General features: G+C 67.5%; 19 protein-coding genes. 8 read left to right on the top strand and 11 right to left on the bottom strand.

From position 1 onward, the window contains the following. Nucleotides 1-19 precede the first annotated feature (19 nt). The 3 genes from ODR01_RS10030 (at nt 20) to ODR01_RS10020 (ending at nt 4,189) form a co-directional block, all read left to right on the top strand. Nucleotides 20-1,378: a DUF3179 domain-containing protein gene (locus ODR01_RS10030; RefSeq protein ID WP_316977777.1), complete on the top strand. Its 1,359-nt coding sequence runs from the start codon at nt 20-22 to the stop codon at nt 1,376-1,378. Between the two features lie 112 nt (nt 1,379-1,490). Next, entirely contained in the window at nt 1,491-2,306 is an 816-nt protein-coding gene (locus tag ODR01_RS10025; RefSeq protein ID WP_316977507.1) for a glucose 1-dehydrogenase, read from the top strand. Between the two features lie 32 nt (nt 2,307-2,338). Continuing rightward, nucleotides 2,339-4,189, top strand: a complete 1,851-nt coding sequence (locus tag ODR01_RS10020; RefSeq protein WP_316977506.1) for a glycoside hydrolase family 15 protein — start codon at nt 2,339-2,341, stop codon at nt 4,187-4,189. A 3-nt stretch (nt 4,190-4,192) separates the two neighbouring features. Here ODR01_RS10020 and ODR01_RS10015 read toward each other — a convergent pair whose 3' ends face one another. The 7 genes from ODR01_RS10015 to ODR01_RS09985 all read right to left on the bottom strand — a co-directional run bounded on the left by ODR01_RS10015 (nt 4,193) and on the right by ODR01_RS09985 (nt 10,441). Next, entirely contained in the window at nt 4,193-5,530 is a 1,338-nt protein-coding gene (locus ODR01_RS10015) for an aspartate aminotransferase family protein (protein WP_316977505.1), read from the bottom strand. 42 nt (nt 5,531-5,572) lie between these two features. Beyond that, nucleotides 5,573-6,496, bottom strand: a complete 924-nt coding sequence (locus ODR01_RS10010) for a 3-hydroxyacyl-CoA dehydrogenase family protein (RefSeq protein WP_316977504.1) — start codon at nt 6,494-6,496, stop codon at nt 5,573-5,575. Nucleotides 6,497-6,563: 67 nt separating this feature from the next. After that, nucleotides 6,564-7,481, bottom strand: a complete 918-nt coding sequence (locus ODR01_RS10005; protein WP_316977503.1) for a DMT family transporter — start codon at nt 7,479-7,481, stop codon at nt 6,564-6,566. Nucleotides 7,482-7,624: 143 nt separating this feature from the next. Beyond that, on the bottom strand, nt 7,625-7,942 hold the full coding sequence (locus ODR01_RS10000; protein ID WP_316977502.1) for a hypothetical protein: 318 nt from the start codon (nt 7,940-7,942) through the stop codon (nt 7,625-7,627). Between the two features lie 13 nt (nt 7,943-7,955). Continuing rightward, complete coding sequence (locus tag ODR01_RS09995; protein WP_316977501.1) at nt 7,956-8,273, bottom strand: YggT family protein; 318 nt, start codon at nt 8,271-8,273, stop codon at nt 7,956-7,958. Nucleotides 8,274-8,352: 79 nt separating this feature from the next. Beyond that, the gene (locus ODR01_RS09990) at nt 8,353-10,155 is read right to left on the bottom strand and encodes a sodium:solute symporter family protein (RefSeq protein ID WP_316977500.1); all 1,803 of its coding nucleotides are present in this window, start codon (nt 10,153-10,155) and stop codon (nt 8,353-8,355) included. A gap of 13 nt (nt 10,156-10,168) precedes the next feature. After that, nucleotides 10,169-10,441: a DUF4212 domain-containing protein gene (locus ODR01_RS09985; protein WP_316977499.1), complete on the bottom strand. Its 273-nt coding sequence runs from the start codon at nt 10,439-10,441 to the stop codon at nt 10,169-10,171. Between the two features lie 294 nt (nt 10,442-10,735). Between ODR01_RS09985 and ODR01_RS09980 the strand changes: the two genes are divergently transcribed. From ODR01_RS09980 to ODR01_RS09960, 5 genes are all read left to right on the top strand, one after another. Beyond that, nucleotides 10,736-11,323 (top strand): hypothetical protein, encoded by a 588-nt coding sequence (locus ODR01_RS09980; protein ID WP_316977498.1) that lies wholly within the window; start codon nt 10,736-10,738, stop codon nt 11,321-11,323. Nucleotides 11,324-11,353: 30 nt separating this feature from the next. Beyond that, nucleotides 11,354-13,213 carry a putative nucleotidyltransferase substrate binding domain-containing protein gene (locus ODR01_RS09975; RefSeq protein WP_316977497.1) on the top strand — a complete coding sequence of 620 codons (1,860 nt, stop codon included), beginning with the start codon at nt 11,354-11,356 and terminating at the stop codon, nt 13,211-13,213. A gap of 20 nt (nt 13,214-13,233) precedes the next feature. Then, the gene (locus ODR01_RS09970) at nt 13,234-13,914 is read left to right on the top strand and encodes an exonuclease domain-containing protein (protein WP_316977496.1); all 681 of its coding nucleotides are present in this window, start codon (nt 13,234-13,236) and stop codon (nt 13,912-13,914) included. Between the two features lie 116 nt (nt 13,915-14,030). After that, nucleotides 14,031-15,290, top strand: a complete 1,260-nt coding sequence (locus ODR01_RS09965; protein WP_316977495.1) for a GAF domain-containing sensor histidine kinase — start codon at nt 14,031-14,033, stop codon at nt 15,288-15,290. 95 nt (nt 15,291-15,385) lie between these two features. Beyond that, the gene (locus ODR01_RS09960) at nt 15,386-16,024 is read left to right on the top strand and encodes a MarC family protein (RefSeq protein ID WP_316977494.1); all 639 of its coding nucleotides are present in this window, start codon (nt 15,386-15,388) and stop codon (nt 16,022-16,024) included. Between the two features lie 9 nt (nt 16,025-16,033). Here ODR01_RS09960 and ODR01_RS09955 read toward each other — a convergent pair whose 3' ends face one another. Genes ODR01_RS09955 through ODR01_RS09940 form a run of 4 tightly spaced genes read right to left on the bottom strand, consistent with a single transcriptional unit; the run spans nt 16,034 to nt 20,346 of the window. Next, entirely contained in the window at nt 16,034-16,948 is a 915-nt protein-coding gene (locus ODR01_RS09955) for an SMP-30/gluconolactonase/LRE family protein (RefSeq protein WP_316977493.1), read from the bottom strand. Between the two features lie 25 nt (nt 16,949-16,973). Beyond that, the gene (locus ODR01_RS09950) at nt 16,974-17,936 is read right to left on the bottom strand and encodes an ABC transporter permease (RefSeq protein ID WP_316977492.1); all 963 of its coding nucleotides are present in this window, start codon (nt 17,934-17,936) and stop codon (nt 16,974-16,976) included. Then, the gene (locus tag ODR01_RS09945; protein ID WP_316977491.1) at nt 17,933-18,874 is read right to left on the bottom strand and encodes an ABC transporter permease; all 942 of its coding nucleotides are present in this window, start codon (nt 18,872-18,874) and stop codon (nt 17,933-17,935) included. The genes ODR01_RS09950 and ODR01_RS09945 overlap by 4 nt, the downstream gene beginning before the upstream one ends. A 2-nt stretch (nt 18,875-18,876) precedes the next feature. Continuing rightward, nucleotides 18,877-20,346 (bottom strand): sugar ABC transporter ATP-binding protein, encoded by a 1,470-nt coding sequence (locus ODR01_RS09940; protein ID WP_316977490.1) that lies wholly within the window; start codon nt 20,344-20,346, stop codon nt 18,877-18,879. Nucleotides 20,347-20,353: the final 7 nt, after the last annotated feature.

Genomic DNA, 20,353 nt, shown 5'->3' with positions numbered 1-20,353 from the left:
GTGGAGGATCGGAGCCGTGATGACGCTGCTGGCGATGGCGACGACGGGCCCGGCCCGTGCGGCCTCCGATGACGCCATCTATGAGCAGAGCCGGACGGTGGTGCTGGGCCACCTGCTCGGCCTTCCTGCCGATACCCTGATGCCCGCCCTGGCCGACCTGCGCCGGCAGGACGACGCCGGCGTTGCCGCCGCCCTTATCCTGGCCCTCCGCTACAACCGCCCGGCGGCCCAGCCCATCGCTGACGCCCTGGCGGCGATCACCGGCGAGACGGGCGCGCGAAGCTGGTTCGACTGGATGCTGTGGCAGGAAATGCATCCCGAAATCGTTCCCCACCCCAGTTTCCGGCGCCTCAAACTCGACCTTCTTCTGACCATCGATCCCGACTTCTCCCGCTTCCTGCCGTTGACGCCGACGGCCGAGATCCGCCTGGAGGAGGTGGTCTGGGGCGGCGTCGCGGCGGCCGACGGCATCCCCGCCCTGACAAACCCCAAGCTCGTCGGCCCCGGCGAGGCGGCATACTTGACCCCCGGCGAGGCGGTATTCGGCGTCGAGATCGACGGCGACGCCCGGGCCTATCCGCTGCGCATCCTCGACTGGCACGAGATGCTGAACGACGTCGTCGGCGGCGTGCCGGTGTCGCTGGCCTATTGTACGCTGTGCGGTTCCGGCATCCTGTTCGATGGCCGGGTCAACGGCCGGGACAAGCCGCTGACGTTCGGCTCCTCGGGCCTGCTCTACCGCTCCAACAAACTGATGTACGACCTCGCCACCGACAGCCTGTGGAACCAGTTCACCGGCCGCCCGGTGTCGGGGCCGCTGGCCGGTTCGGGTATCGCCCTCAAGATGCTGCCCGTCGTCATCACCAGTTGGCGCGACTGGCTGGCCGGCCATCCGGGCACCCGGGTACTGTCGCTGGACACCGGCCACGTGCGCGACTACACCCCCGACGCCCCTTACGGCCACTATTTCAACAGCCCCGACCTGATGTTCCCCGCCCTGGCGCCGGATGCGACGCACGCGCCGAAAGACAGGGTCTTCGGCATCCGCACGGCCGGCGGCGCCAAGGCCTGGCCGCTGGAGGAATTCCGGAGCCGGCCGGTAATCAACGACCGCGTCGGCTTCACCGACGTCGTGCTGATCGGCAACGCGATCACCGGCACCGTGCGCGCCTATCGCCGCGACGGCCGGACCTTCGCGCCCGGCCCGGCGCCCGACCGCCTGGCCGCCGACGGCGCCGAATGGCGGGTGACGGAAGACGCCCTTGTCGGCCCCGGCGGCGTCGGACTGGCCCGTATGGCCGGCCACGTGGCCTTCTGGTTCGCCTGGTCGTCGTTCGTCGACAACCCGGACGGGCCGGCATCCGGTGCCGCCCGATAGACCGATCGGCGGCCTTTTCGGCCCGTTTTAGCCATTTTTGCCCTGGCACGGGGCCTTTCCGACCCTAAATCAACCATGGGGAGCGCCACACCAACAGCGGGAAGGGTCTGGCATGACGGCTTCAGCGGAACGGCTCCTCGACGGACAGCGGGCCATCGTCACCGGCGCCAGTTCCGGAATCGGTGCCGCCGTCGCCCGCGCCCTGGCCGCGGCCGGCGCCAGGGTGATCGTCAATTTCATCGGCGGCGAGGAGCGGGCCGGCCAAGTCGTCGGAGACATCGCCGCGGCGGGCGGCAAGGCGCTGGCCGTACGGGCCGACGTCAGCCGCGAGGACCAGGTGCGATCGCTGTTCGCCGCCGCCGTCGACGCCTGGGGCGGCCTCGACATCCTGGTCGGCAATGCCGGCGTGCAGCGCGACGCCGCCCTGGTCGACATGACGCTCGCGGACTGGGACACCGTCATCGGCGTCAACCTTACCGGCCAATTTCTGTGCGCCCGCGAGGCGGCCCGCCTTTTCCTCAAGCAGGGCGCCCGCCCCGAGGTGTCGACGGCGGCCGGCAAGATCATCTGCATCTCGTCGGTTCACGACGTCATCCCGTGGGCCGGCCACGTCAACTATGCCGCGTCCAAGGGCGGCCTCAACATGATGATGAAAAGCGTCGCCCAGGAACTGGCGTTCCATCGGGTCCGGGTCAATGCCATCTCGCCCGGCGCCATCAAGACCGCCATCAACCGCGCGGCCTGGGAAACCCCCGAGGCCATGGCGCGGCTGCTTGCCCTCGCCCCCTACGGCCGCCTCGGCGAGCCGGACGACATCGGCAAGGCCGCGGTGTGGCTGGCGTCCGACGAGTCCGACTACGTCACCGGAGCCACCCTCTATGTCGACGGCGGAATGACCCTCTATCCCGGCTTCATCGACAACGGCTGAGCGTTCCGGCCGCTGAAGAAAGGACCCCGCCCATGGCATACACGCCCATAGAGAACCACGCGATGATCGGCAACATGCACAGCGTCGCGCTGGTCGCCATCGATGGCACCATCGACTGGATGTGCATCCCGCGATTCGATTCGCCTGCGGTATTCGGCAGTCTGCTCGACGACGAGAAAGGCGGCTACTTCCGCATCTCGCCCATCAACCATGGCGTCACCTGCAAGCAGTTCTATTGGCCGGACACCAATGTCCTGGTGACGCGATTCCTGTTTGCCGAAGGCGCCGCCGAAATGGTGGATTTCATGCCGATCTCCGGTGCCCCCGGGCTGGGCGACAAGTACCGGCACCAACGGCTGATTCGCCGCGTCACGGCCGTGCGCGGCCGCATCCGGCTGAGGATGGAATGCCGGCCCGCCTTCAACTTCGCCCGCGACGATCACGTCATCGATTTCAATGAAGACGGCGCCGTCTTCCGGTCGAAGAACCTCACGCTCGGTCTCGATACCGAAGTGGCGCTGAAAGCGGAGGGAAGCGCGGTCGTTGCCGACATCGACCTGGCCGAAGGCGAAACCGCCGCCTTCGCGCTTTCCGACCTGCGTCCCGACAACGTTTCCGACATGTCGCTGTCCAACGAAGAGGCCGAGGAGCTGTTTCGTCACACCGTCAACTACTGGCGGTCGTGGATTTCCAAGTGCCAGTACCGGGGCCGCTGGCGCGAGATGGTTTACCGGTCCGCCCTGGCGCTGAAACTGCTGACCTACGAGCCGACGGGCGCCATCGTCGCCGCGCCGACCAGCAGCCTGCCGGAAGGCATCCTGGGACAGCGCAACTGGGATTATCGGTTCACCTGGATCCGCGACTCGGCCTTCACCATCTACGCGTTTCTGCGCCTCGGGTTCACCGGCGAGGCCGAGCAGTTCATGAACTTCCTGCAACGCTACTGCCTGAACAAGATGGCCACCGAAAACGGGCCGCTGCAGATCATGTACGGGATCGACGGGCGCGCCGCCCTGAACGAGGAAACGCTGGCCCACCTCGACGGCTACTGCGGCTCGAAACCCGTCCGCGTCGGAAACGATGCCTATAACCAGCTTCAGCTCGACATCTACGGCGAACTGATGGACGCGGTCTATCTGTTCAACAAGTACGGAACGCCCATCTCCTACGATTTCTGGAAGGTCCTCGGCCCCCTGATCGACTGGGTGTGCGAGAACTGGCGCCGCCAGGACGACGGCATCTGGGAAGTGCGCGGCGGCGCACGGGATTTCGTCTATTCCAAGCTGATGTGCTGGGTGGCCCTGGACCGCGGCCTGCGCCTGGCCGACAAGCGCTCGTTCCCGGCCCCGCGCGAGCGCTGGCTCAAGGTGCGCGACGAGATCTACCAGGACATCATGAGCAAGGGCTGGAACCGCGACCGCCAGGCCTTCGTCCAGCACTACGGCAGCACGGCGCTCGATGCCGCCAACCTGATGATGCCCCTGGTGTTCTTCCTGTCGCCCACCGACCCCCGGATGCTGAAGACGCTGGACGCCGTCCTTGAGCCGCCCGAGAAGGGCGGGCTGCTGTCAAACAGCCTGGTCTATCGCTACAACGTCACGGGGGGCATCGACGGCCTGCCCGGCGACGAGGGCACCTTCAACATCTGCACCTTCTGGCTGGTCGAAGCGTTGACCCGGGCCGGCCGCTTCCGGCGCGAGCGGTTGGACGACGCCCGCCTGATGTTCGAACGCATGCTGGGTTTCACCAACCACGTCGGGCTCTACGCCGAGGAGACCGGCCATCGCGGCGAGGCCCTGGGCAATTTCCCGCAGGCCTTCACCCACCTGGCCCTCATCAGCGCCGCCTTCAACCTGGACCGGGCGCTGGGGCCCGGCGGCTGACGGTCAGGCGACGCCGGCTTCCTTGAGCGCGGAATCGACGGCGCGGGCCAGCCGCTCGACGATCTGCCCAACCACCTCGCTGTCGATGATGTAGGGCGGCGCCAGCAGCACGTGGTCGCCGTACTGGCCGTCGATGCAGCCCCCCATCGGATAGCAGCACAGGCCGTTGGCCATCGCCGCCTTCTTGATCCTGGCGTTGATCTTGAGCGCCGGATCGAAGGGCTTCTTGCTCGCGCGGTCGGCGACCATCTCGATCGACTGGAAGAGCCCGCGTCCGCGGATGTCGCCGACGTACGGATGGTTGCCGAAACGCTCGTTGAGGCCCTGGTCGAGCTCGGCGCCGCGGGCCTTGACGTTGGCCAGCAGGTTGTCCTCGCGGATCGCCGTCTGCACCGCCAGCGCCGCCGCGCAGGCGGTGGCGTGGCCGACGTAGGTGAAGCCGTGCTGGAAGAAGCCCGAGCCGTTGACGATGGCCTCGAAGACCTGCCGTGAGGCCAGGGTGGCGCCGATCGGCTGGTAGCCGGCGCCCAGGCCCTTGGCGATGGCGACGATGTCGGGGGCGATGCCGTCCTGCTCGCAGGCGAACAGCGTGCCGGTGCGGCCCATGCCGCACATCACCTCGTCGAGGATCAGCAGGACCCCGTACTTGTCGCAGATCTCGCGGATGCGCTTGAAATAGCCGGGAACGGACGGGACGCTGCCCATGGTGGCGCCGACCACCGGCTCGGCGATGAAACCGATCACGGCATCCTTGCCGAGTTCGAGGATCTTGGCCTCCAGCTCGTTGGCCACCCTGAGACCGTATTCCGCCTCGCTCTCGTCGTCCCGCCGGCCGCGATAGGCATAGCACGGCGAAATATGGTGGCCTTCGATGAGGATCGGTTCGAACTGCTTGCGCCGCCACATGTTGCCGCCCACCGCCAGGGCGCCCAGGGTGTTGCCGTGGTAGCTCTGCAGCCGGCCGACGAAATAGCGCCGCTGCGGCTGGCCGATTTCCAGGAAATACTGGCGGGCCAGCTTCAGCGCCGTTTCCACCGCCTCGGAGCCGCCCGAGACGTAATAGACCCGCTCGATGCCCTTGGGCGCCGCCTCGATCAACATGTCGGCCAGCCGCTCCGTCGCCTCGGTGGTGAAGAACGAGGTGTGGGCGTAGGCCAGACGGTCGACCTGGTCCTTGATGGCGGCGATCACCTTGGGATGGCCGTGGCCCAGGCACGACACCGCGGCGCCGCCGCTGGCGTCGATGTAGCGCCTGCCCTGGGCGTCGATCAGGTACGGCCCTTCGCCGCCGACGGCGAACGGAAGGTCGTGCTTGGGATAGCGGTGGAAAACATGATTCATGGCTGTGATCCCATTCGATTCCGGCGGAAAGCCGCCGGCCGGTCAATCCAACGGCAGCGAGGCCATCGGCGAGAGGTCGGGTTCGCCCTTTTCCAGGTCGTTCTCCAGGAACTCGCCCAGGCGCCTAAGCTTGCGCCCGGCGGCGGCGGCCACCTCGGCGGCGTCCCGGCCCTGCCAGTCGTAGAAGCCCTTGCCGGTGCGGATGCCGAATTCCTTGCGCTCCAACTTGCGTTCCAGAATGGCGCAGGGCGACTTGGCGAGGTTGAGGTGCGGCACGATGGACTTCTGGGCCAGGATGTGCGGCTCCAGATTGAAGATGTCCTTGCCCTCCAGCAGGCCGGTCACGCAGAAGCGCGGCCCCAGCAGCTTCTTGGCCACCTTGTCGATGTCCTCGGGCTTGACGATGCCGTTCTCGACCAGGTGATAGGCCTCGTGCAGCATGGCGTGCTGCAGGCGATTCCACAGATAGCCGATGACCGGCTTCGAAAGCACGATGGCCTCGCGCCCGGCGGCTTCCAGGGCGCCGACCGCCCGCTCGATCACCTCGTCCCCGGTCTCGGCCACGCGCACCACCTCGACCAGCGGCGTGACGTCGGCCGGCGTGAAGAAGTGCATGCCGATGAAGCGCTCGGGATGCTTGAGCGCGTCGGCCATCTCCTGGAGCGGCAGGCCCGACGTGTTGCTGGCGATGATCGGCCCCGCGCCGTAGGCCGCCTCGAGGTCCCTGAAGACGGCGATCTTGGCGTCGAGCACCTCGACGATGGCCTCCACCACCAGATCCGGAGCCTCCTTGGGAAGCGCGCGCACCAGGCGGATGCCGGCCGGAAGGGCGCCGTCGTCCTTGACGTGCGGGTCGAAGGCCGAAACGGACATGCCGGCCCCGGCGAACAGGCGGGCGATCCCTCGCCCCAACACCCCGAAACCGATGACGAGCACACTGGAAATGGGGGCGGAATTCACTGTCATCACGTTCTCTCCGTCGGCTTTTCTGCGAGGCCGTGGGGGCCGACCATCCTCCTTCGAAAAGAGCATGTCAATGCCCGACGGAAGCCTGCCCGGGGCGACGGGAAGGAAGGCGGGCCGGCAGCAGTTCCACCATCAGGACGCCGGCCAGAATCAATGCGCAACCGAACAGTTCGAGGGCGCCCAGCCGCTCGCCCAGGAAGGCCATGCCGGTCAGCGCCGCGAACACCGTCTCCGACGACAGGATGATGGCGGCGTCCGGCGCCGGCGTGTGCGCCTGGCCGACCACCTGAAGGGTGAAGCCGATGCCGACCGACATCACCCCGCCATAGGCGATGTAGGGGGCGGCGGCGATCAGGGCTGTCAGGCTTGCCGGCTCGCTGGCCGCGCCCCAGACGAGGCCGAGGGCGGCGCAGACGAAAAACTGGGCGCAGGCGACGACGAAGGGCGCGCCGGTGCGCCGGGCCAGGGCGCCGACCAGCAGCACGTGGATGGCCCAGAAGAAGGCCCCGGCGATCACCCACAGGTCGCCTGTTCCTATCGCCGTGATGTCGCCGCCCGCCAGGATGTAGGCGCCCATCGTGCAGCCAGCGGCGGCGGGCCAGACCACCCAATGCGGCACCTGGCGCAGGAAGACGAGCGCCATCAACGGCGTCAGCGGAACGTAGAGGGCCGTCAGGAAGCCGGCGTTCGAAACCGTGGTATAGGTGATGCCGATCTGCTGAAGCAGGGCGCCCACGAAAAGGCAGACCCCGAGGACGAGGAGCCCGAGGCGGTCGGACGGCGCCAGCCGCCAATCCGCGGCGCGTTTCAGCCGCCGGCCCTGGACCAGGGCCAACGGCAGGACCATCAGCGCGCCCAGCAGGAAACGGGCGCCGGTGTAGATCATCGGCCCGATGTGCGCCATCGCCAGTTGCTGGACGGCGAACGTCGTCCCCCAGACGACGGCGGTGACAAGCAGCACCATGTTGGCCTGGAGGCGGGTCATGCGGAGCGGTCCTCGTGGGGATGGGCGGCGGCCGGCGGCAGCGGGCGCCACCGGCTTGGAGACGGGCGGATATTAGCGCTCCGGCCGGCCACGTCAAACGGGGATCGGCCCCGGCCCCTGGAAAAATCGGCCGGGAAGCGCCGCTAGGGGCGCAGGAAAACCTGCGCCGCGGGAAAGGTCAGCAGCGCCGCGCCGGCCAGCCAGATCCACATCGAAACCCGGCTTTGGACATCGCCCTCGGCGAGCCTTTCCCAGAGGGCGGCCGGCACCCCGGAACCCAGCAGCGTCGCCGTCGACACCAGGATCGAGGAGAACATCAAAACCCAGTGGACGGTCTTCGGGAACAATTCCGGCAGCAGCACCGTGGTGACCGGCACCGCAACCTGCAGGTAAGGCGAGAACAGGCCGTTCACGATGCACAGGCCGATGACGAGGACGAACAGGAATTGACGGCTGATCATGGGGCGGCCGCGATCAGAAGGCGCCGGCCATTCGCGGCGTCAGCCCGGCCGCGAACATCAGCATGAAGAAGACGATGCGCAACGCCACCACCCAGAATGCCGCCACCGGCGCCAGCAACCCACGGGGTATGGCGCGCGGGGTGATGAAGTCGACCGGCCGCATGAACCAGCCGGTCAGTCGGCAAAACCAGCGGTAGATGTAGTTGGGCGAATTGGCCGGCAGGAAGAGGCCGAGGAGAAAGCGCCCGAAAAGCGTGTAAAAGAGAACCGAAAAAACGTAGTTCGGCAGGTGGAAGTACCAGTACGTCCACCAGATGTCCTGACCCGACATGAAACGCCCATTCCTGCTTGCGAAGGAAGGGGCGGAGCCCGCGAAGGCTCCGCCCCCAGGGATTACCAGTTTAGCACAATCATTCGTGCACTTTGCCAGCCCATGCGACGTCGCCGCGTGGGGTGCGGATCGAATCGACGAACTCCTGCATCTGGCGGGACGGCGCCGGGGTGACCAGGCTGACCAGCCAGGTCACGATGAACGCCACCGGCAAACCGAACAACGCGCTCGAGATGTTGCGGATGCCGAACCACAGGGGCATGTCGAAGTACCGCGTGGCGATGAGGTAGTAGAGGCAGACGCCGAAGCCGGACAGCATGCCGAGGATGGCGCCGGTCGAGGACGTCCGTTTCCACCAGATCCCCAGCACCAGCGGAGCGAACAGCCCCGCCGCCGCCAGCGAGAACGCCCAGGCCACCATCTGGATGATGCCGGACGGCCGGGTGCCGGCCACGGCCGCCGCCAGGAGGGCGACGCCGACAAGCAGCACGCGGGCGACGATCAGACGGCGGGCCGTGCTCGCCTTCGGATTGAGCATCTTGTAATAGATGTCATGGCTGAGCGCGTTGGCGATGGCCAGCAGCAGACCGTCGGCGGTGGACAACGCGGCGGCGAGGCCGCCCGCCGCCACCAGCCCCGAGATCACGTAGGGCAGACCGGCGATTTCGGGCATCGAGAGGACGATGATGTCCTGGTTGATGACCAATTCCTGAAGCTGGAGGATGCCGTCGGCGTTGGCGTCCTTCAACGTCAACAGGCCACCGACCTGCGACCAGTTCTGCACCCAGGCCGGCAGGCTGGCGATGGGCTGCCCGATGACGTTGGAGTAGACTTCCAGCTTGGCGAACGCCGCATAGGCCGGCGCCGTGAAGTACAGCAGGAAGATGAAGAAGATGCTCCAGGCCACCGACAGGCGCGCTTCGCGCACGTTGGGCGTGGTGAAGTAGCGCATCAGGATGTGCGGCAGCGAGGCGGTGCCGACCATCAGGCAGAGGACCAGCGACCAGAAGTTGTTGAACTCGCTCCAGCTGAACTGCCCCGCCGCGTCGACAAAGGCGGCGGCGTGCGGCTTGACGATGCCCAGTTGCTTCTCGAGCTCGGCAATCTGGGTCAGTGCCTGGCCATAGGTCAGTTCCGGTATCGGAATGCCGTAGAGCTTGGTCGACAGCCAGACCACCGGCACCAGATAGGCAATGATGAGAATGATGTACTGGGCCACCTGGGTCCAGGTCACCGCCCGCATGCCGCCCAGCATCGAGCACACCAGGATGCCGAGGAGGCCGGCGAAGATGGCGATCTCGAAGGGAATGCCCAGGAACCGCGAGGTGATGATGCCGATGCCGTAGGTTTGGGCGACGATGTAGGTGAACGACGCCGAGAACAGCACGACGACGCCGATGAAGCGGGCCGTGTTGCCTTCGTAACGCACGCCCAGGAAGTCCGGCACGGTGAACTGTCCGAACTTGCGCAGATAGGGGGCGAGCAGAACGGCCACCAGAACGTAGCCGCCCGTCCACCCGAGGACGTAGCCGAGACCGCTGTACCCGCCGAGGTAAAGGCCGCCGGCCATCGAGATGAATGATGCCGCGCTCATCCAGTCGGCGCCGGTCGCCATGCCGTTGTAAAGGGCGGGAACGGCGCGCCCTGCCACGTAGTACTCCGACAGTTCCATCGTCCGCGACAGGAAGCCGATGTAGGCGTACACCGCGATGGTCAGGAACATGAAGGCGTAGCCGATGATCTTGCTACCCAGTCCCATCTGTTCGAGGACGGCCAGAACGAGGGTAAAGCCGATGAAGGCCCCCGCGTAGCCGCCGTAGATTTTCCCCAGGTTCCCGAGAAACCCGCCCTTCTTACTGTCAATCGTAGAGCTGATAGCCACGGTGCTGCCCCCCTCAATCCTCGGCCACGCCGTATTCCTCGTCCAACCGGTTCTGGGACTTGGCGTTCCAGAAACAGAGGACGACGAACGCGATCAACGAACCCTGCGCGGCCATGTAGAAGCCCAGGGGAAAGCCCAAAAAGGTGATCCCGTTCAGCTGAACGGCAAAAATGTGAACGCCGAAACTGAAAACGAACCACCAAAACATCAGGTTCCACATCAGCCGCGACGTTCGCCTCCAGTGCTCCGCACGCTTCTCTGGACTGATCTGACTTGCGTCTGTCATACCGCCTGCTCCATGTATCTGTGGTTGTATAGCTTTCCTGGAAATTCCAGCTACAGATCCCCCGTCGACGGCGGCATAATCATTCGTGGCCGTGCCGTCGACTGAAGCGGAAGTTAGCGGTTGCCCCGCCTCGTGAAGTTGCCCCATTGTCGGTAATTATAGTTATTTGCATTAGAGACTATCATTATCATATTTCACATGCAATATCCGTCAACCGCCACGGGTGTGCCGGTTGTACATGAGGTAAAGAAAAGCATGTTCAAGGGGTTGCTTCGGCAGAAACGTGTAAAAAAGGTGGCGTCCGCAGCTTCGCTGGCGGCCTTCCTCGACCGTAACGCTTCCCTGGTCAGCCAGAAAACAATCGTCGGTTATTGTCTGGTCAAGACGAGCCTGCCGATCTACGAGCTGATCAGGGAAAAGATGTTCGCCGACGCCTACGATGCCGCCATCTGGGAAGGCTATGCCGCCGTGCTTGCCGATCTCGTGTTGGTAGCAGAGGCCCATCTGCGGCCGCTCGCCGAAAACCACCCGGAGGAACTGGCCCGCGGCCTCCTCCGCCTGCACGGCGACATCCTGGCCGCTCAGCCGGCGCCCGCCAACCGGCCGCACGGCTGGGCGGCCGACACCGAGGCCCTGCGCGTTCGCCTGCAGGAGCACCAGGCGGCGCCGGCGAAGGCGATCCGCGAGATCGCCGAAACGGCGGGCGGGCGGATTTTCGACGCCCTGCCGATTCACGAACGCCTGCGCAAGCCGGACAAGCCGGCGGCGGTGGCCGGCGTTCAATTCCTGATGGTCGGACTGGCCCATGAGTTCGAACAGCAGATCGACGGCCCGGCGGTGGTCGCCGAGTTGCGTGCGCTGGGCGCCGTGCAGCCGGCATGACCGCCGATCGGTAACGCAGGGGACGACGCCATGGACGCCGAACTCGCCGAGATCCGCGACTTCCTCGCCGCCCACCACCCGTTCGACCTGCTGCCCGCCGCCAAGCTGCACGACGTCGTGCGGACCATCGATATCCGCTACGCCCGCAAGGGCAACCGCCTGATCGAACCTGGCGACAAGGTAGAGTTCCTCCACATCGTCCGCTCGGGCGCCATCGAAACCCACGACGCCGACGGCCAGCTTCTGGCCCGCCTCGGCGAGGGCGATTTCTGCGGCGTGCGCAGCCTGCTGCGTGGCGGCACCGCCATCAACCGCAGCGTCGCCATCGAGGACAGCCTGCTCTATCTGCTGCCGGCCGCGGCCTTCGAGCGCCTGCGCCAGACCCACCGCCAAGTCGACTACTATTTCGCGCCGATGGGCGGCGGCCGCCTGAAGGCTTCGCTGGACCTTTCCGACAGCCGGCGGGAAATCAACCTGCTCGGCGTCAGGGTCGGCGACATGCTGTCCCGCCCGCCGGTCACCATCGGCCCCACGGCCTCGGTCCGCGAAGCGGCGATCCGGATGCGCGACGAGCGGGTTTCCTGCCTGTTGGTCACCGAGGAGGGCCGGCTCGACGGCATCTTCACCGATCGCGACCTGCGCATCCGGGTGGCCGCCGAGGGCCTCGACGCCGACACCCCGCTGAGGCGCGTGATGACGCGCGATCCCATCTGCATCGGGGCCGACGACTACGGCTTCGACGCCCTGCTGACCATGGCCCGCAACAACGTCCACCATCTGCCGGTGGTGCGCGACGGCGCCATCGCCGGCTGCATCACCACCACCAACCTCGTCGAGACGCAGACCACCTCGACCATCTTCCTGGCCGGCGACGTCCACAAGCAGACCTCGCCGGAGGGCCTCGCCCGGGTTCTGGCCCACCTGCCGGAACTGGTCCTCCACCTGGCCGAATCGGGCGCCACGGCGCACCACATCGGCCACGTCGTCTCGACCCTGACCGATGCGGCGACCGTGCGCCTCATCCAACTGGCCGAGCGCCGGCTGGGCCCGCCGCCGGTGCCATACGCCTGGCTGGCGGCCGGCTCGCAGGGGCGCCACGAGCAGACCGCGCGCTCCGACCAGGACAACGTCCTGGTGCTCGACGATGCCTACGACGCCACGAAGCACGGCGCCTATTTCCACGATCTCAGCCACTTCGTCTGCGACGGGCTGGCCGCCTGCGGCTATGTCTACTGCCCGGGCGGCATGATGGCGATGACCGACGAATGGCGCCAGCCGCTGGCCCGCTGGACGCGCTACTTCCTGCAATGGATCGAGCAGCCGGAACCGAAGGCCCTGCTGTTTTCCAGCGTCTTCTTCGATCTGCGGCAGGTCCACGGCGAGGCATCGCTTATGGAAGCCCTGCAGCCGACGATCCTGGAACACACGCGCCGGAACCGCATCTTCCAGGGCTACATGGCCAGCAACGCCGTGCAACATCACCCGCCGCTCGGATTCTTCCGCAACCTCGTGCTCATCCGCGGCGGCCAGCACGACCGCATGCTCGACCTCAAGCACACCGGCATCGGCCCCATCGTCGATATCGCCCGCGTCTTCGCGCTGGCCGCCGGCGTGCCCGCGGTCAACACCCGCGAACGGCTCGAGGCGGCGCATCAGGCCGGGGCGCTGAGCGCCGACAGCGCCGCCGACCTGCGCGACGCCTTCGAATTCATCAGCCTGATGCGCATCCGCCATCAGGCGCGCATGATCCGCCAGGGCCAGGAGGCCAACAACTTCCTCGAACCCGGCGACCTTTCCAGCTTCGAGCGGACCCATTTGAAGGACGCCTTCGCGGTCGTCAAATCGACCCAGGCGGTGCTGGCCGACACCTATCAGACGGCCCGGTTCTGATCCGGCCGGGCGATTTGAGCATGCGTCCCCTCTCCGCCTTTTCCCTCGGCCGCCGCTGGCTGGCCTGGCGCGCTCCGCCGGGGCCGTTGCGCGACTACTACGGCCACGACGTCCCCGCCCCCGCCACCCCCTACGATCGGGCGGACCTGCTGGCCATCGACCTGGAAACCACCGGGCTTGACCCCGAAACCGACGAAATCCTCAGCATCGGCTATGTGCCGATTGCCGGAGGCCGGGTCCGGCTGGCCGGGGCCGCCTACCACCTGGTCCGCCCGCTGGGCCGGGTACCGGACAAAACGGCGGTCATCCACGGCCTCCTCGACGGCGCCCTGGCGGCGGCGCCGCCCCTGGCCGAGATGCTGCCCCGCCTGCTCGCCGCCCTGGCCGGGCGGGTGGCGATCGCCCACCACGCCCGTATCGAGCGCCAGTTCCTGAGCGCCGCCTGCCGGCGCCTGTACGGCCGGCCGCTGACCGCCCCCTTCATCTGCACCCTGGCGCTGGAGCGGCGCGCGCTCATCATCGAGGGCCGCGAGACGGGGGACGGCGATCTGCGCCTGGGGCCTACGCGCGCCCGCTATGGCCTGCCGCGCTACCGCGCCCACAACGCGCTGGCCGATGCGCTCGCCGCCGCCGAGCTGTTTCTCGCCCAGGCCGCCCACGCCTCCGGCACGAAACCGGCCCGTCTCGGCTCGCTGGGCTGAACGACTGACCGCCGGGGCCGCCGACAGATTTCGATTGACCCGAATCGCGACATGGCATTACCTCGCGCTGGGGGAGGTGCAGACTGGGAAGACGGTTTCGCACCGTCCGTAGAGCCATGCGCACCGCACCACGCCCCGGGAACGAAGAGTCCCGGCTTCAAAAGCTTCACGCCTACAACATCCTGGACACCCCGCCCGAAGAGCCGTTCGAACGCATCACGCGCATCGTCGCCGAAACGATGGGCGCGCCCATCGCCGCGGTTTCCCTGATCGACCGCGACCGCCAGTGGATGAAAGCGCGGCGAGGCATCGACCTCGCCGAGGTCCCCCGCGATCTCGCCTTCTGCGCCCATGCCATCCTCTCCGACCAGGTCCTGGTCGTCGAAGACGCCACCCAGGATGTCCGCTTCTCGGCCAATCCCCTGGTGAGCGGCAGCTCCGCGTTTCGCTTCTACGCCGGCGCCCCGCTGCGCACGCCCGACGGCTTCAACCTGGGCACGCTGTGCGTCATCGACCGCCGGCCCCGCGCGCTTTCCCCGAGCCACCACCAGCTGCTGGAGGACATGGCCCGCCTTACCATCGACGAGATGGAGCTGCGCATCGCGCTGCAAGCGGCCATGAAGGAGGCGGCGGAACAAGCCAAGCTCATGATGGTGAAGGACGAATTCGTCTCCGTCGTCACGCATGAGCTGCGCACGCCGCTGACCTCCATCCGCGGCGCGCTCGGCATGCTGCACGCCGGCGTCCTGGGCGCCCTGCCCGAAAAGGCCACCCAGGCGGTGACCATCGGCCATCGCAACGCCATCGTCCTGAGCCAGCTTATCGACGACATCCTCGACATGCAGAAGCTTGAGGCCGGCAAGCTGGCCTTTTCCTTCGAACCGGTCGAAACCGGCCCCCTGCTGACCGAGACCTGCAAGGATCTGCGGACTTTCGCCGCCGATCGCCAGGTGACCATCGAAACCGCCATCGAGGCGTCTCCCGTCATCACCTGCGATCCCCGGCGGCTCCGCCAGGCCCTCGGCAACCTGATGTCCAACGCCGTCAAGTTTTCGCCCCCCGGCGCCACCGTGCGGGCGCATCTCGGCCGCACCCAAGATACCGTCCGCTACAGCATCAGCGACAGCGGCGCGGGCATCCCCGACGACTTCCGTCCCCACGTTTTTCAGAAATTCACCCAGGCCCAGGGCACCAGCCGCCCGAAGGGAACCGGGCTGGGCCTCGCCATCACCAAGGCCATCGTCGACGCCCTTGACGGCGCCATCCATTTCGAAAGCGTCCCTGAAAAGGGCACCACCTTCCATGTGGAGTTGCCCCTCCGCCGGTCGCTGACCGCGCGCGATCCAGCCAGGCCGGCCCGCCCCCCGGGCGGGTAGGCGGGCGCGCACGCGGGGACGGAAGGGTTTCCTTCGCCGCCCCCGGCCGGTAAGATCCGCTCGGACCGGCCGGCCGCCGGCCGCCGGGGTGTTCCATGTTCGAAACCGCGCTGATCGCCTTCACCACCTTCTTCGCCACCATCGGTCCGCTCGACGTGGCCATCGCTTTCGCAGCGCTGACCGCCGGCTATGGCGCCGCCGAGCGGCGGGCCACCGTCATCAAGGGCATCCTGGTGGCCAGCGTCCTGCTTCTCATCTTCGTGCTGTTCGGCAAGACGGTGCTGGCGCTGTTCGGCATCTCGCTGCCGGCGCTGCGCATCGCCGGCGGCCTGTTGCTGTTCATGATCGCCGTCGACATGGTGTTCGCCCGCCCGTCGGGCGGCACCTCGACCACCCGCGAGGAAGACCACGAGGCGGCCGGGCGGCCCGACATCTCGGTGTTTCCGCTGGCCACGCCCCTTATCGTCGGGCCCGGCGCCATCAGCGCGGTCATCCTCTTGATGGCCGAGGCGCACGGCGACGTCGTTCACATGGCCGTAGTGGTCGGCGCGCTGACCGCCAACCTGGGCATTACCTTCGGGTTGCTGATGGTGGCCGGACAGGTGCAGCGGGTGCTGGGCATCACCGGCGTGCACGTGGTCTCGCGCATCGTCGGCATCCTGATCGCCGCCTTGGCCGTGCAGTTCGTGCTGATGGGCCTGGCCGAGACCAGCACCCTCTTCCACACGCCCTGACCGCCTCGCCTACGGCCGCTGGGCGCCGGTGACGCCGACGAAGACGGCATAGAGCGAGGTGGTGGCGGCGATGAACAGGCGATTGCGCCGGGGGCCGCCGAAGGCGACGTTGGCGGTCGTTTCGGGAATGTGGATCTTGCCCAGCAGGGCGCCGTCCGGCGCGTAACAGTGGACGCCGTCGCCGGCGCTGGTCCACAGGTTGCCGTCGGTATCGAGCCTGAAACCGTCGGGCAGGCCGGGGCTGACCTCGGCGAAGACGCGCCCGCCGCTGAGCTTGCCCGTCTTGCCGACCCTGAAGACGCGGATGTGGTGCGGCCCGTCGGGATCGTGCGAGGCGCCGGAATCGGCGATGTAGAGCAGGCTTTCGTCGGGCGAGAAGGCCAGCCCGTTGGGTTTGACGAAATCGTCGGCCACCACGTCGAGCGTGCCGCGCGCCGGATCGGCCCTGAAGACGTAGCAACCGTCCTGCTCCATGTCCGCCTTGAAGCCCTCGTAGTTGCTCATGATCCCGTAGTTGGGATCGCTGAACCACACGGTGCCGTCGGACTTGACCACGACGTCGTTGGGCGAATTGAGGCGGCGGCCCTTGTAGCGCTCGGCGATGACGGTGATGGTGCCGTCGGATTCGGTGCGGGTGACCCGGCGGGTGCCGTGCTCGCAGCTGACCAGCCGGCCCTCGCGATCGCGCGTGTTGCCGTTGGCGAAGTTGGAGGCGGCGCGGAAAACGTCGACGCCGCGCTCGGGAATCCAGCGCAGCATGCGGTTGTTGGGGGCGTCGCTCCACACCACGTAGCCGCCGTCGGCAAACCATACCGGACCTTCGGCCCAGCGGCAGCCGTCGAACAGCCGCTCGACCCAGGCGATGGGGACCGTCAGGTCGCGGAAGCGCGGGTCGATGAATTCGAATTCCTGGCCGAGCGGCATGATGGGGCCTCCTTTCCTCCGTCCGTCAGCGGGCCGGCTTGTCGCCGCCCGCCATGGTGATGACGGCGATGATGATAAGCCCCGTCATGACGAGGCGCACCCCGGCGCCGGCGCCGAAGGTGTTGAGCATGGTGAGCAGCAGGAACAGAAACAGCGACGCACCCCAGATTCCGGGGACGTTGGCCTTGCCGCCGGCGACCGAGGTGCCGCCGATGACCACCACGGCGATGGAGGCCAGCAGGTACTCCATCCCCATGTCGAGCGAGGAGCCCCCGGAAAAGCCGGCCAGCAGAGCCCCGCACAGGCCGGCGAACAGGCCGCTGAGCGTATAGGTCAGCAAGCGGGTGCGATCGACGGCGACGCCGGCCAACCAGGCCGCCCGCATGTTCTGGCCGATGGCCAGCACCGAGCGGCCGAACACCGTGCGGGCCAGCACCACCGCCATGACGGCGGCAAATGCGACGGCGCAGAGGGCCAGCACCGGCACGCCCATGACGGTGGCGGTGGTGAAGTCGGCGAAGGCCGGCGGCGGTTTGACGCGCAGGCCCCGGCCGTAGGCGATGGCCATCGACTGCACCAGCAGGTTGGAGGACAGCGTGGCGATGATCGGCGGGATGCGCAGCACGCGGATCAGACCGTAGTTGGCGGCGCCGACCGCCGCGCCGGCGGCGAGCGAGGCCGCCAGGCCGACGGCGATCAGGGAATCCTCGCCGGCCATCACCTTCATGGCGATGGCGCCGGTCAGCGCGATGGTGCCGGGAATCGACAGGTCGACGTTGCCCGGCCCGGTGGCGATGATGAGCATCTGGCCGATGCCGACGATGACGAAGAAGGTGGAGAAGGAAAGCGCCGCCCCCAGCATCTGGCCGCCGCCCTGGCCGCCGGAATAGATCATCGCCGCCGCCCACACCGCCGCCGCCGCCAGGAACGATCCCAGCCAGGCCTTTTCGAGCAGCGCCCGCGGCACCCCCTTGGCGAGCCCGTTCATGCCGCCCCCTCCCGCCGGTTGATCAGCGCGCGCAAGGCCAGCACGACGATCAGGATGGCGCCCTGGGCGCCGATCTGCCAGTCGGGCGAAATGCGCATGAAGGACAGGAACGAGCCGGCCAGCACCAGGGTCACGGTGCCCAGCACGGCGCCGATCGGCGATACCCGGCCGCCGACGAACTCGCCGCCGCCCAGGATAACCCCGGCGATCGACAGCAGGGTATAGCGCAGCGCGATGTTGGCGTCGGCCGAGGTGGTCAGCCCGACCAGCGAGAGCCCCGACAGCATGCCGAAAACGCCGGCCAGCACGTACATGGTCACCTTGGTGCGCAGCACCGACCAACCGGCGCGCTCCACGGCTCGCGGATTGCCCCCGGCGCCGCGCAGCACGGCACCGTAGGATGAGCGCATCAGCCCGAAATGGACGAGGACGCCGATGAGGATTGCGGCCAGGAAGGGAAACGGCACCATCGGCGTCTTCAAGGTCATGATGGCGCGAATCCAGCCCGGCGCCTGTCCGCCCGGCGTCGGCAGCAGCAACACGGCCAGCCCCAGCCAGACGAACGACATGCCGAGCGTCACCACGATGGAGGGCAGGTTGCGCACATGCACGAGAGCACCGAGCAGCCCATAGACGACGATGCAGGCCAACAGCGCGGCGACACCAAGCAATGGCGTCTGCTGCAGCCAGGTGGCGCCGATGCAGGCGACCAGGCTGACGTAGCTGCCGATCGAAAGATCGAGGTCGTTGACGGTGAGCACGAACATCTGGGCCATGGTGGCGAGCGCGATGGGGATGGCCAGGTTGAGCAGCAGGTTGAGGCCGAAATAGCTCATGGTCCGGGGCTGCATGTAGAAGATCGGCAGCAGGATCATGACCAGCGAAACGGCCGGGAGCGCGCTGCGCAGGAAGCGGCGGCTGGTCAGCGTGGCGAGCATGCTCAGGCGGTCTCCTCGAACGACGACTGCAGGACCTTCTCCTCGCTCAACTGGTCCTTGGCGAGGTCGGCGACGATGCGGCCGTTGCGGAAGACGTAGACGTGGTCGCAGTTGGCCAGTTCCTCCATCTCGGTGGTGTACCAGAGGAAGGTGCGGCCCTTGGCCGCCTCGTCGCGGATCATGTCGTAGATTTCCAGCTTGGTGCCGACGTCGACGCCGCGCGTCGGATCGTCCATCAGCACGATCTCGGCATCCGAACCCAGCGCCCGGGCGAAAAGCGCCTTCTGCTGGTTGCCGCCGGAGAGCGACAGGATGTTGTTGGCCATGTCCGGCGTGCGGATGTTGATGCGCCGCCGCCATTCCTCGGCGAGCCGCCTTTCCTGGGCCGGATCGATCAGGCCGCGACGGCTCATGCGAGCGAGCGAACGGATGCCGATATTCTGGCCGATCGACCACAGATGGAAGATGCCGTCGGTCTGGCGGTCGCCGGGAACCAGGGCGACGGGGCCGACGACGACGGTGTCGGCCACGCGCCGCCGGCTGCCCCGGTAGATCTGGATCAGGGCGTCCGTCTGGCCGTGCCCGGCCAGCCCGGCCAGGCCGATGACCTCGCCCTCGTGCGCCACCAGTTCGTGGCGGCCGCCCCGCCGGGGCCGGGCCCGCACGCGGATGGGCGCGGCATCGCGCCTGTGCACCGTGCTTGGGCGGTCGGCCATCGCGCGCGCGCCTCCGACCTCGCCCATGGCGGCGACCAGGCTGTCGCGCGTCATCTCGCGGGCCGGGCGCGAGGCCACCACCCTGGCGTCGCGCATGACGACAATGCGGTCGGCGCAGTCCAGCACCTCGCCCAGCAGATGGGAAATCAGGATGCAGCCCTGCCCTGCCGCCACCGCCTTGCGCACGAAGGAGAGAAGCTGCTCGGCCGAGACGGAATCGAGCGAGGAGGTCGGTTCGTCCAGGATGACGAGATGGACCGGCACCTCGGAGACGGTGAAGGCGCGGGCGATCTCGACCATCTGGCGGCGCCCGATGGACAGGTCGCCGACGATGTCGTCGGCGCGAACGCCGTGCCCGGGGAAGATCTCGTCCAGCTTGGCGACGATCAGGCCGGCCGCGCGCCTGCGCCAGCCCCAGCCGCTGAGCCCGGGATGGATGATCCTGGCGTTCTCGGCGACCGTCAGGTTGGGACACAGCGACAGTTCCTGGAAGACGCAGCGGATGCCCAGCCGGTGCGCCAGCCCGACGTCGTAGGGCGTTCGCCTTTCGCCGTGGACGACGATCTCTCCGGCGTCGGCCGCGAGCGTGCCGGCCAGCACGTTCATCAGCGTCGACTTGCCGGCGCCGTTGTGCCCGACCAGCCCCAGGCATTCGCCGGCATCGACGGCAAGGTCGACGCCGGCCAGGGCATGGACGGGGCCGAAGCTCTTCGCCACGTCCTTAAGACGGATGAGCCGTTGGCTGGTCGCTTGCATGAAGGGG

The organism is Shumkonia mesophila, from assembly GCF_026163695.1.
In the GTDB taxonomy this organism is placed as follows: domain Bacteria; phylum Pseudomonadota; class Alphaproteobacteria; order Rhodospirillales; family Shumkoniaceae; genus Shumkonia; species Shumkonia mesophila.
The sequence above is the reverse complement of the archived record's forward strand: the minus strand, read 5'-3'. Positions and strand labels throughout refer to the sequence as shown.

Bases quoted from the DNA above. Each gene is read 5' to 3' on its own strand.
- ODR01_RS09995 (WP_316977501.1), bottom strand. From the start codon at position 8,273: ATGTCGGGTCAGGACATCTGGTGGACGTACTGGTACTTCCACCTGCCG.
- ODR01_RS10000 (WP_316977502.1), bottom strand. From the start codon at position 7,942: ATGATCAGCCGTCAATTCCTGTTCGTCCTCGTCATCGGCCTGTGCATC.
- ODR01_RS09985 (WP_316977499.1), bottom strand. From the start codon at position 10,441: ATGACAGACGCAAGTCAGATCAGTCCAGAGAAGCGTGCGGAGCACTGG.
- ODR01_RS10020 (WP_316977506.1), top strand. From the start codon at position 2,339: ATGGCATACACGCCCATAGAGAACCACGCGATGATCGGCAACATGCAC.
- ODR01_RS09955 (WP_316977493.1), bottom strand. From the start codon at position 16,948: ATGCCGCTCGGCCAGGAATTCGAATTCATCGACCCGCGCTTCCGCGAC.
- ODR01_RS09945 (WP_316977491.1), bottom strand. From the start codon at position 18,874: ATGCTCGCCACGCTGACCAGCCGCCGCTTCCTGCGCAGCGCGCTCCCG.
- ODR01_RS10015 (WP_316977505.1), bottom strand. From the start codon at position 5,530: ATGAATCATGTTTTCCACCGCTATCCCAAGCACGACCTTCCGTTCGCC.
- ODR01_RS10010 (WP_316977504.1), bottom strand. From the start codon at position 6,496: ATGACAGTGAATTCCGCCCCCATTTCCAGTGTGCTCGTCATCGGTTTC.
- ODR01_RS10025 (WP_316977507.1), top strand. From the start codon at position 1,491: ATGACGGCTTCAGCGGAACGGCTCCTCGACGGACAGCGGGCCATCGTC.
- ODR01_RS09975 (WP_316977497.1), top strand. From the start codon at position 11,354: ATGGACGCCGAACTCGCCGAGATCCGCGACTTCCTCGCCGCCCACCAC.
- ODR01_RS09970 (WP_316977496.1), top strand. From the start codon at position 13,234: ATGCGTCCCCTCTCCGCCTTTTCCCTCGGCCGCCGCTGGCTGGCCTGG.
- ODR01_RS09965 (WP_316977495.1), top strand. From the start codon at position 14,031: ATGCGCACCGCACCACGCCCCGGGAACGAAGAGTCCCGGCTTCAAAAG.
- ODR01_RS09960 (WP_316977494.1), top strand. From the start codon at position 15,386: ATGTTCGAAACCGCGCTGATCGCCTTCACCACCTTCTTCGCCACCATC.
- ODR01_RS09950 (WP_316977492.1), bottom strand. From the start codon at position 17,936: ATGAACGGGCTCGCCAAGGGGGTGCCGCGGGCGCTGCTCGAAAAGGCC.
- ODR01_RS10005 (WP_316977503.1), bottom strand. From the start codon at position 7,481: ATGACCCGCCTCCAGGCCAACATGGTGCTGCTTGTCACCGCCGTCGTC.
- ODR01_RS10030 (WP_316977777.1), top strand. From the start codon at position 20: ATGACGCTGCTGGCGATGGCGACGACGGGCCCGGCCCGTGCGGCCTCC.
- ODR01_RS09940 (WP_316977490.1), bottom strand. From the start codon at position 20,346: ATGCAAGCGACCAGCCAACGGCTCATCCGTCTTAAGGACGTGGCGAAG.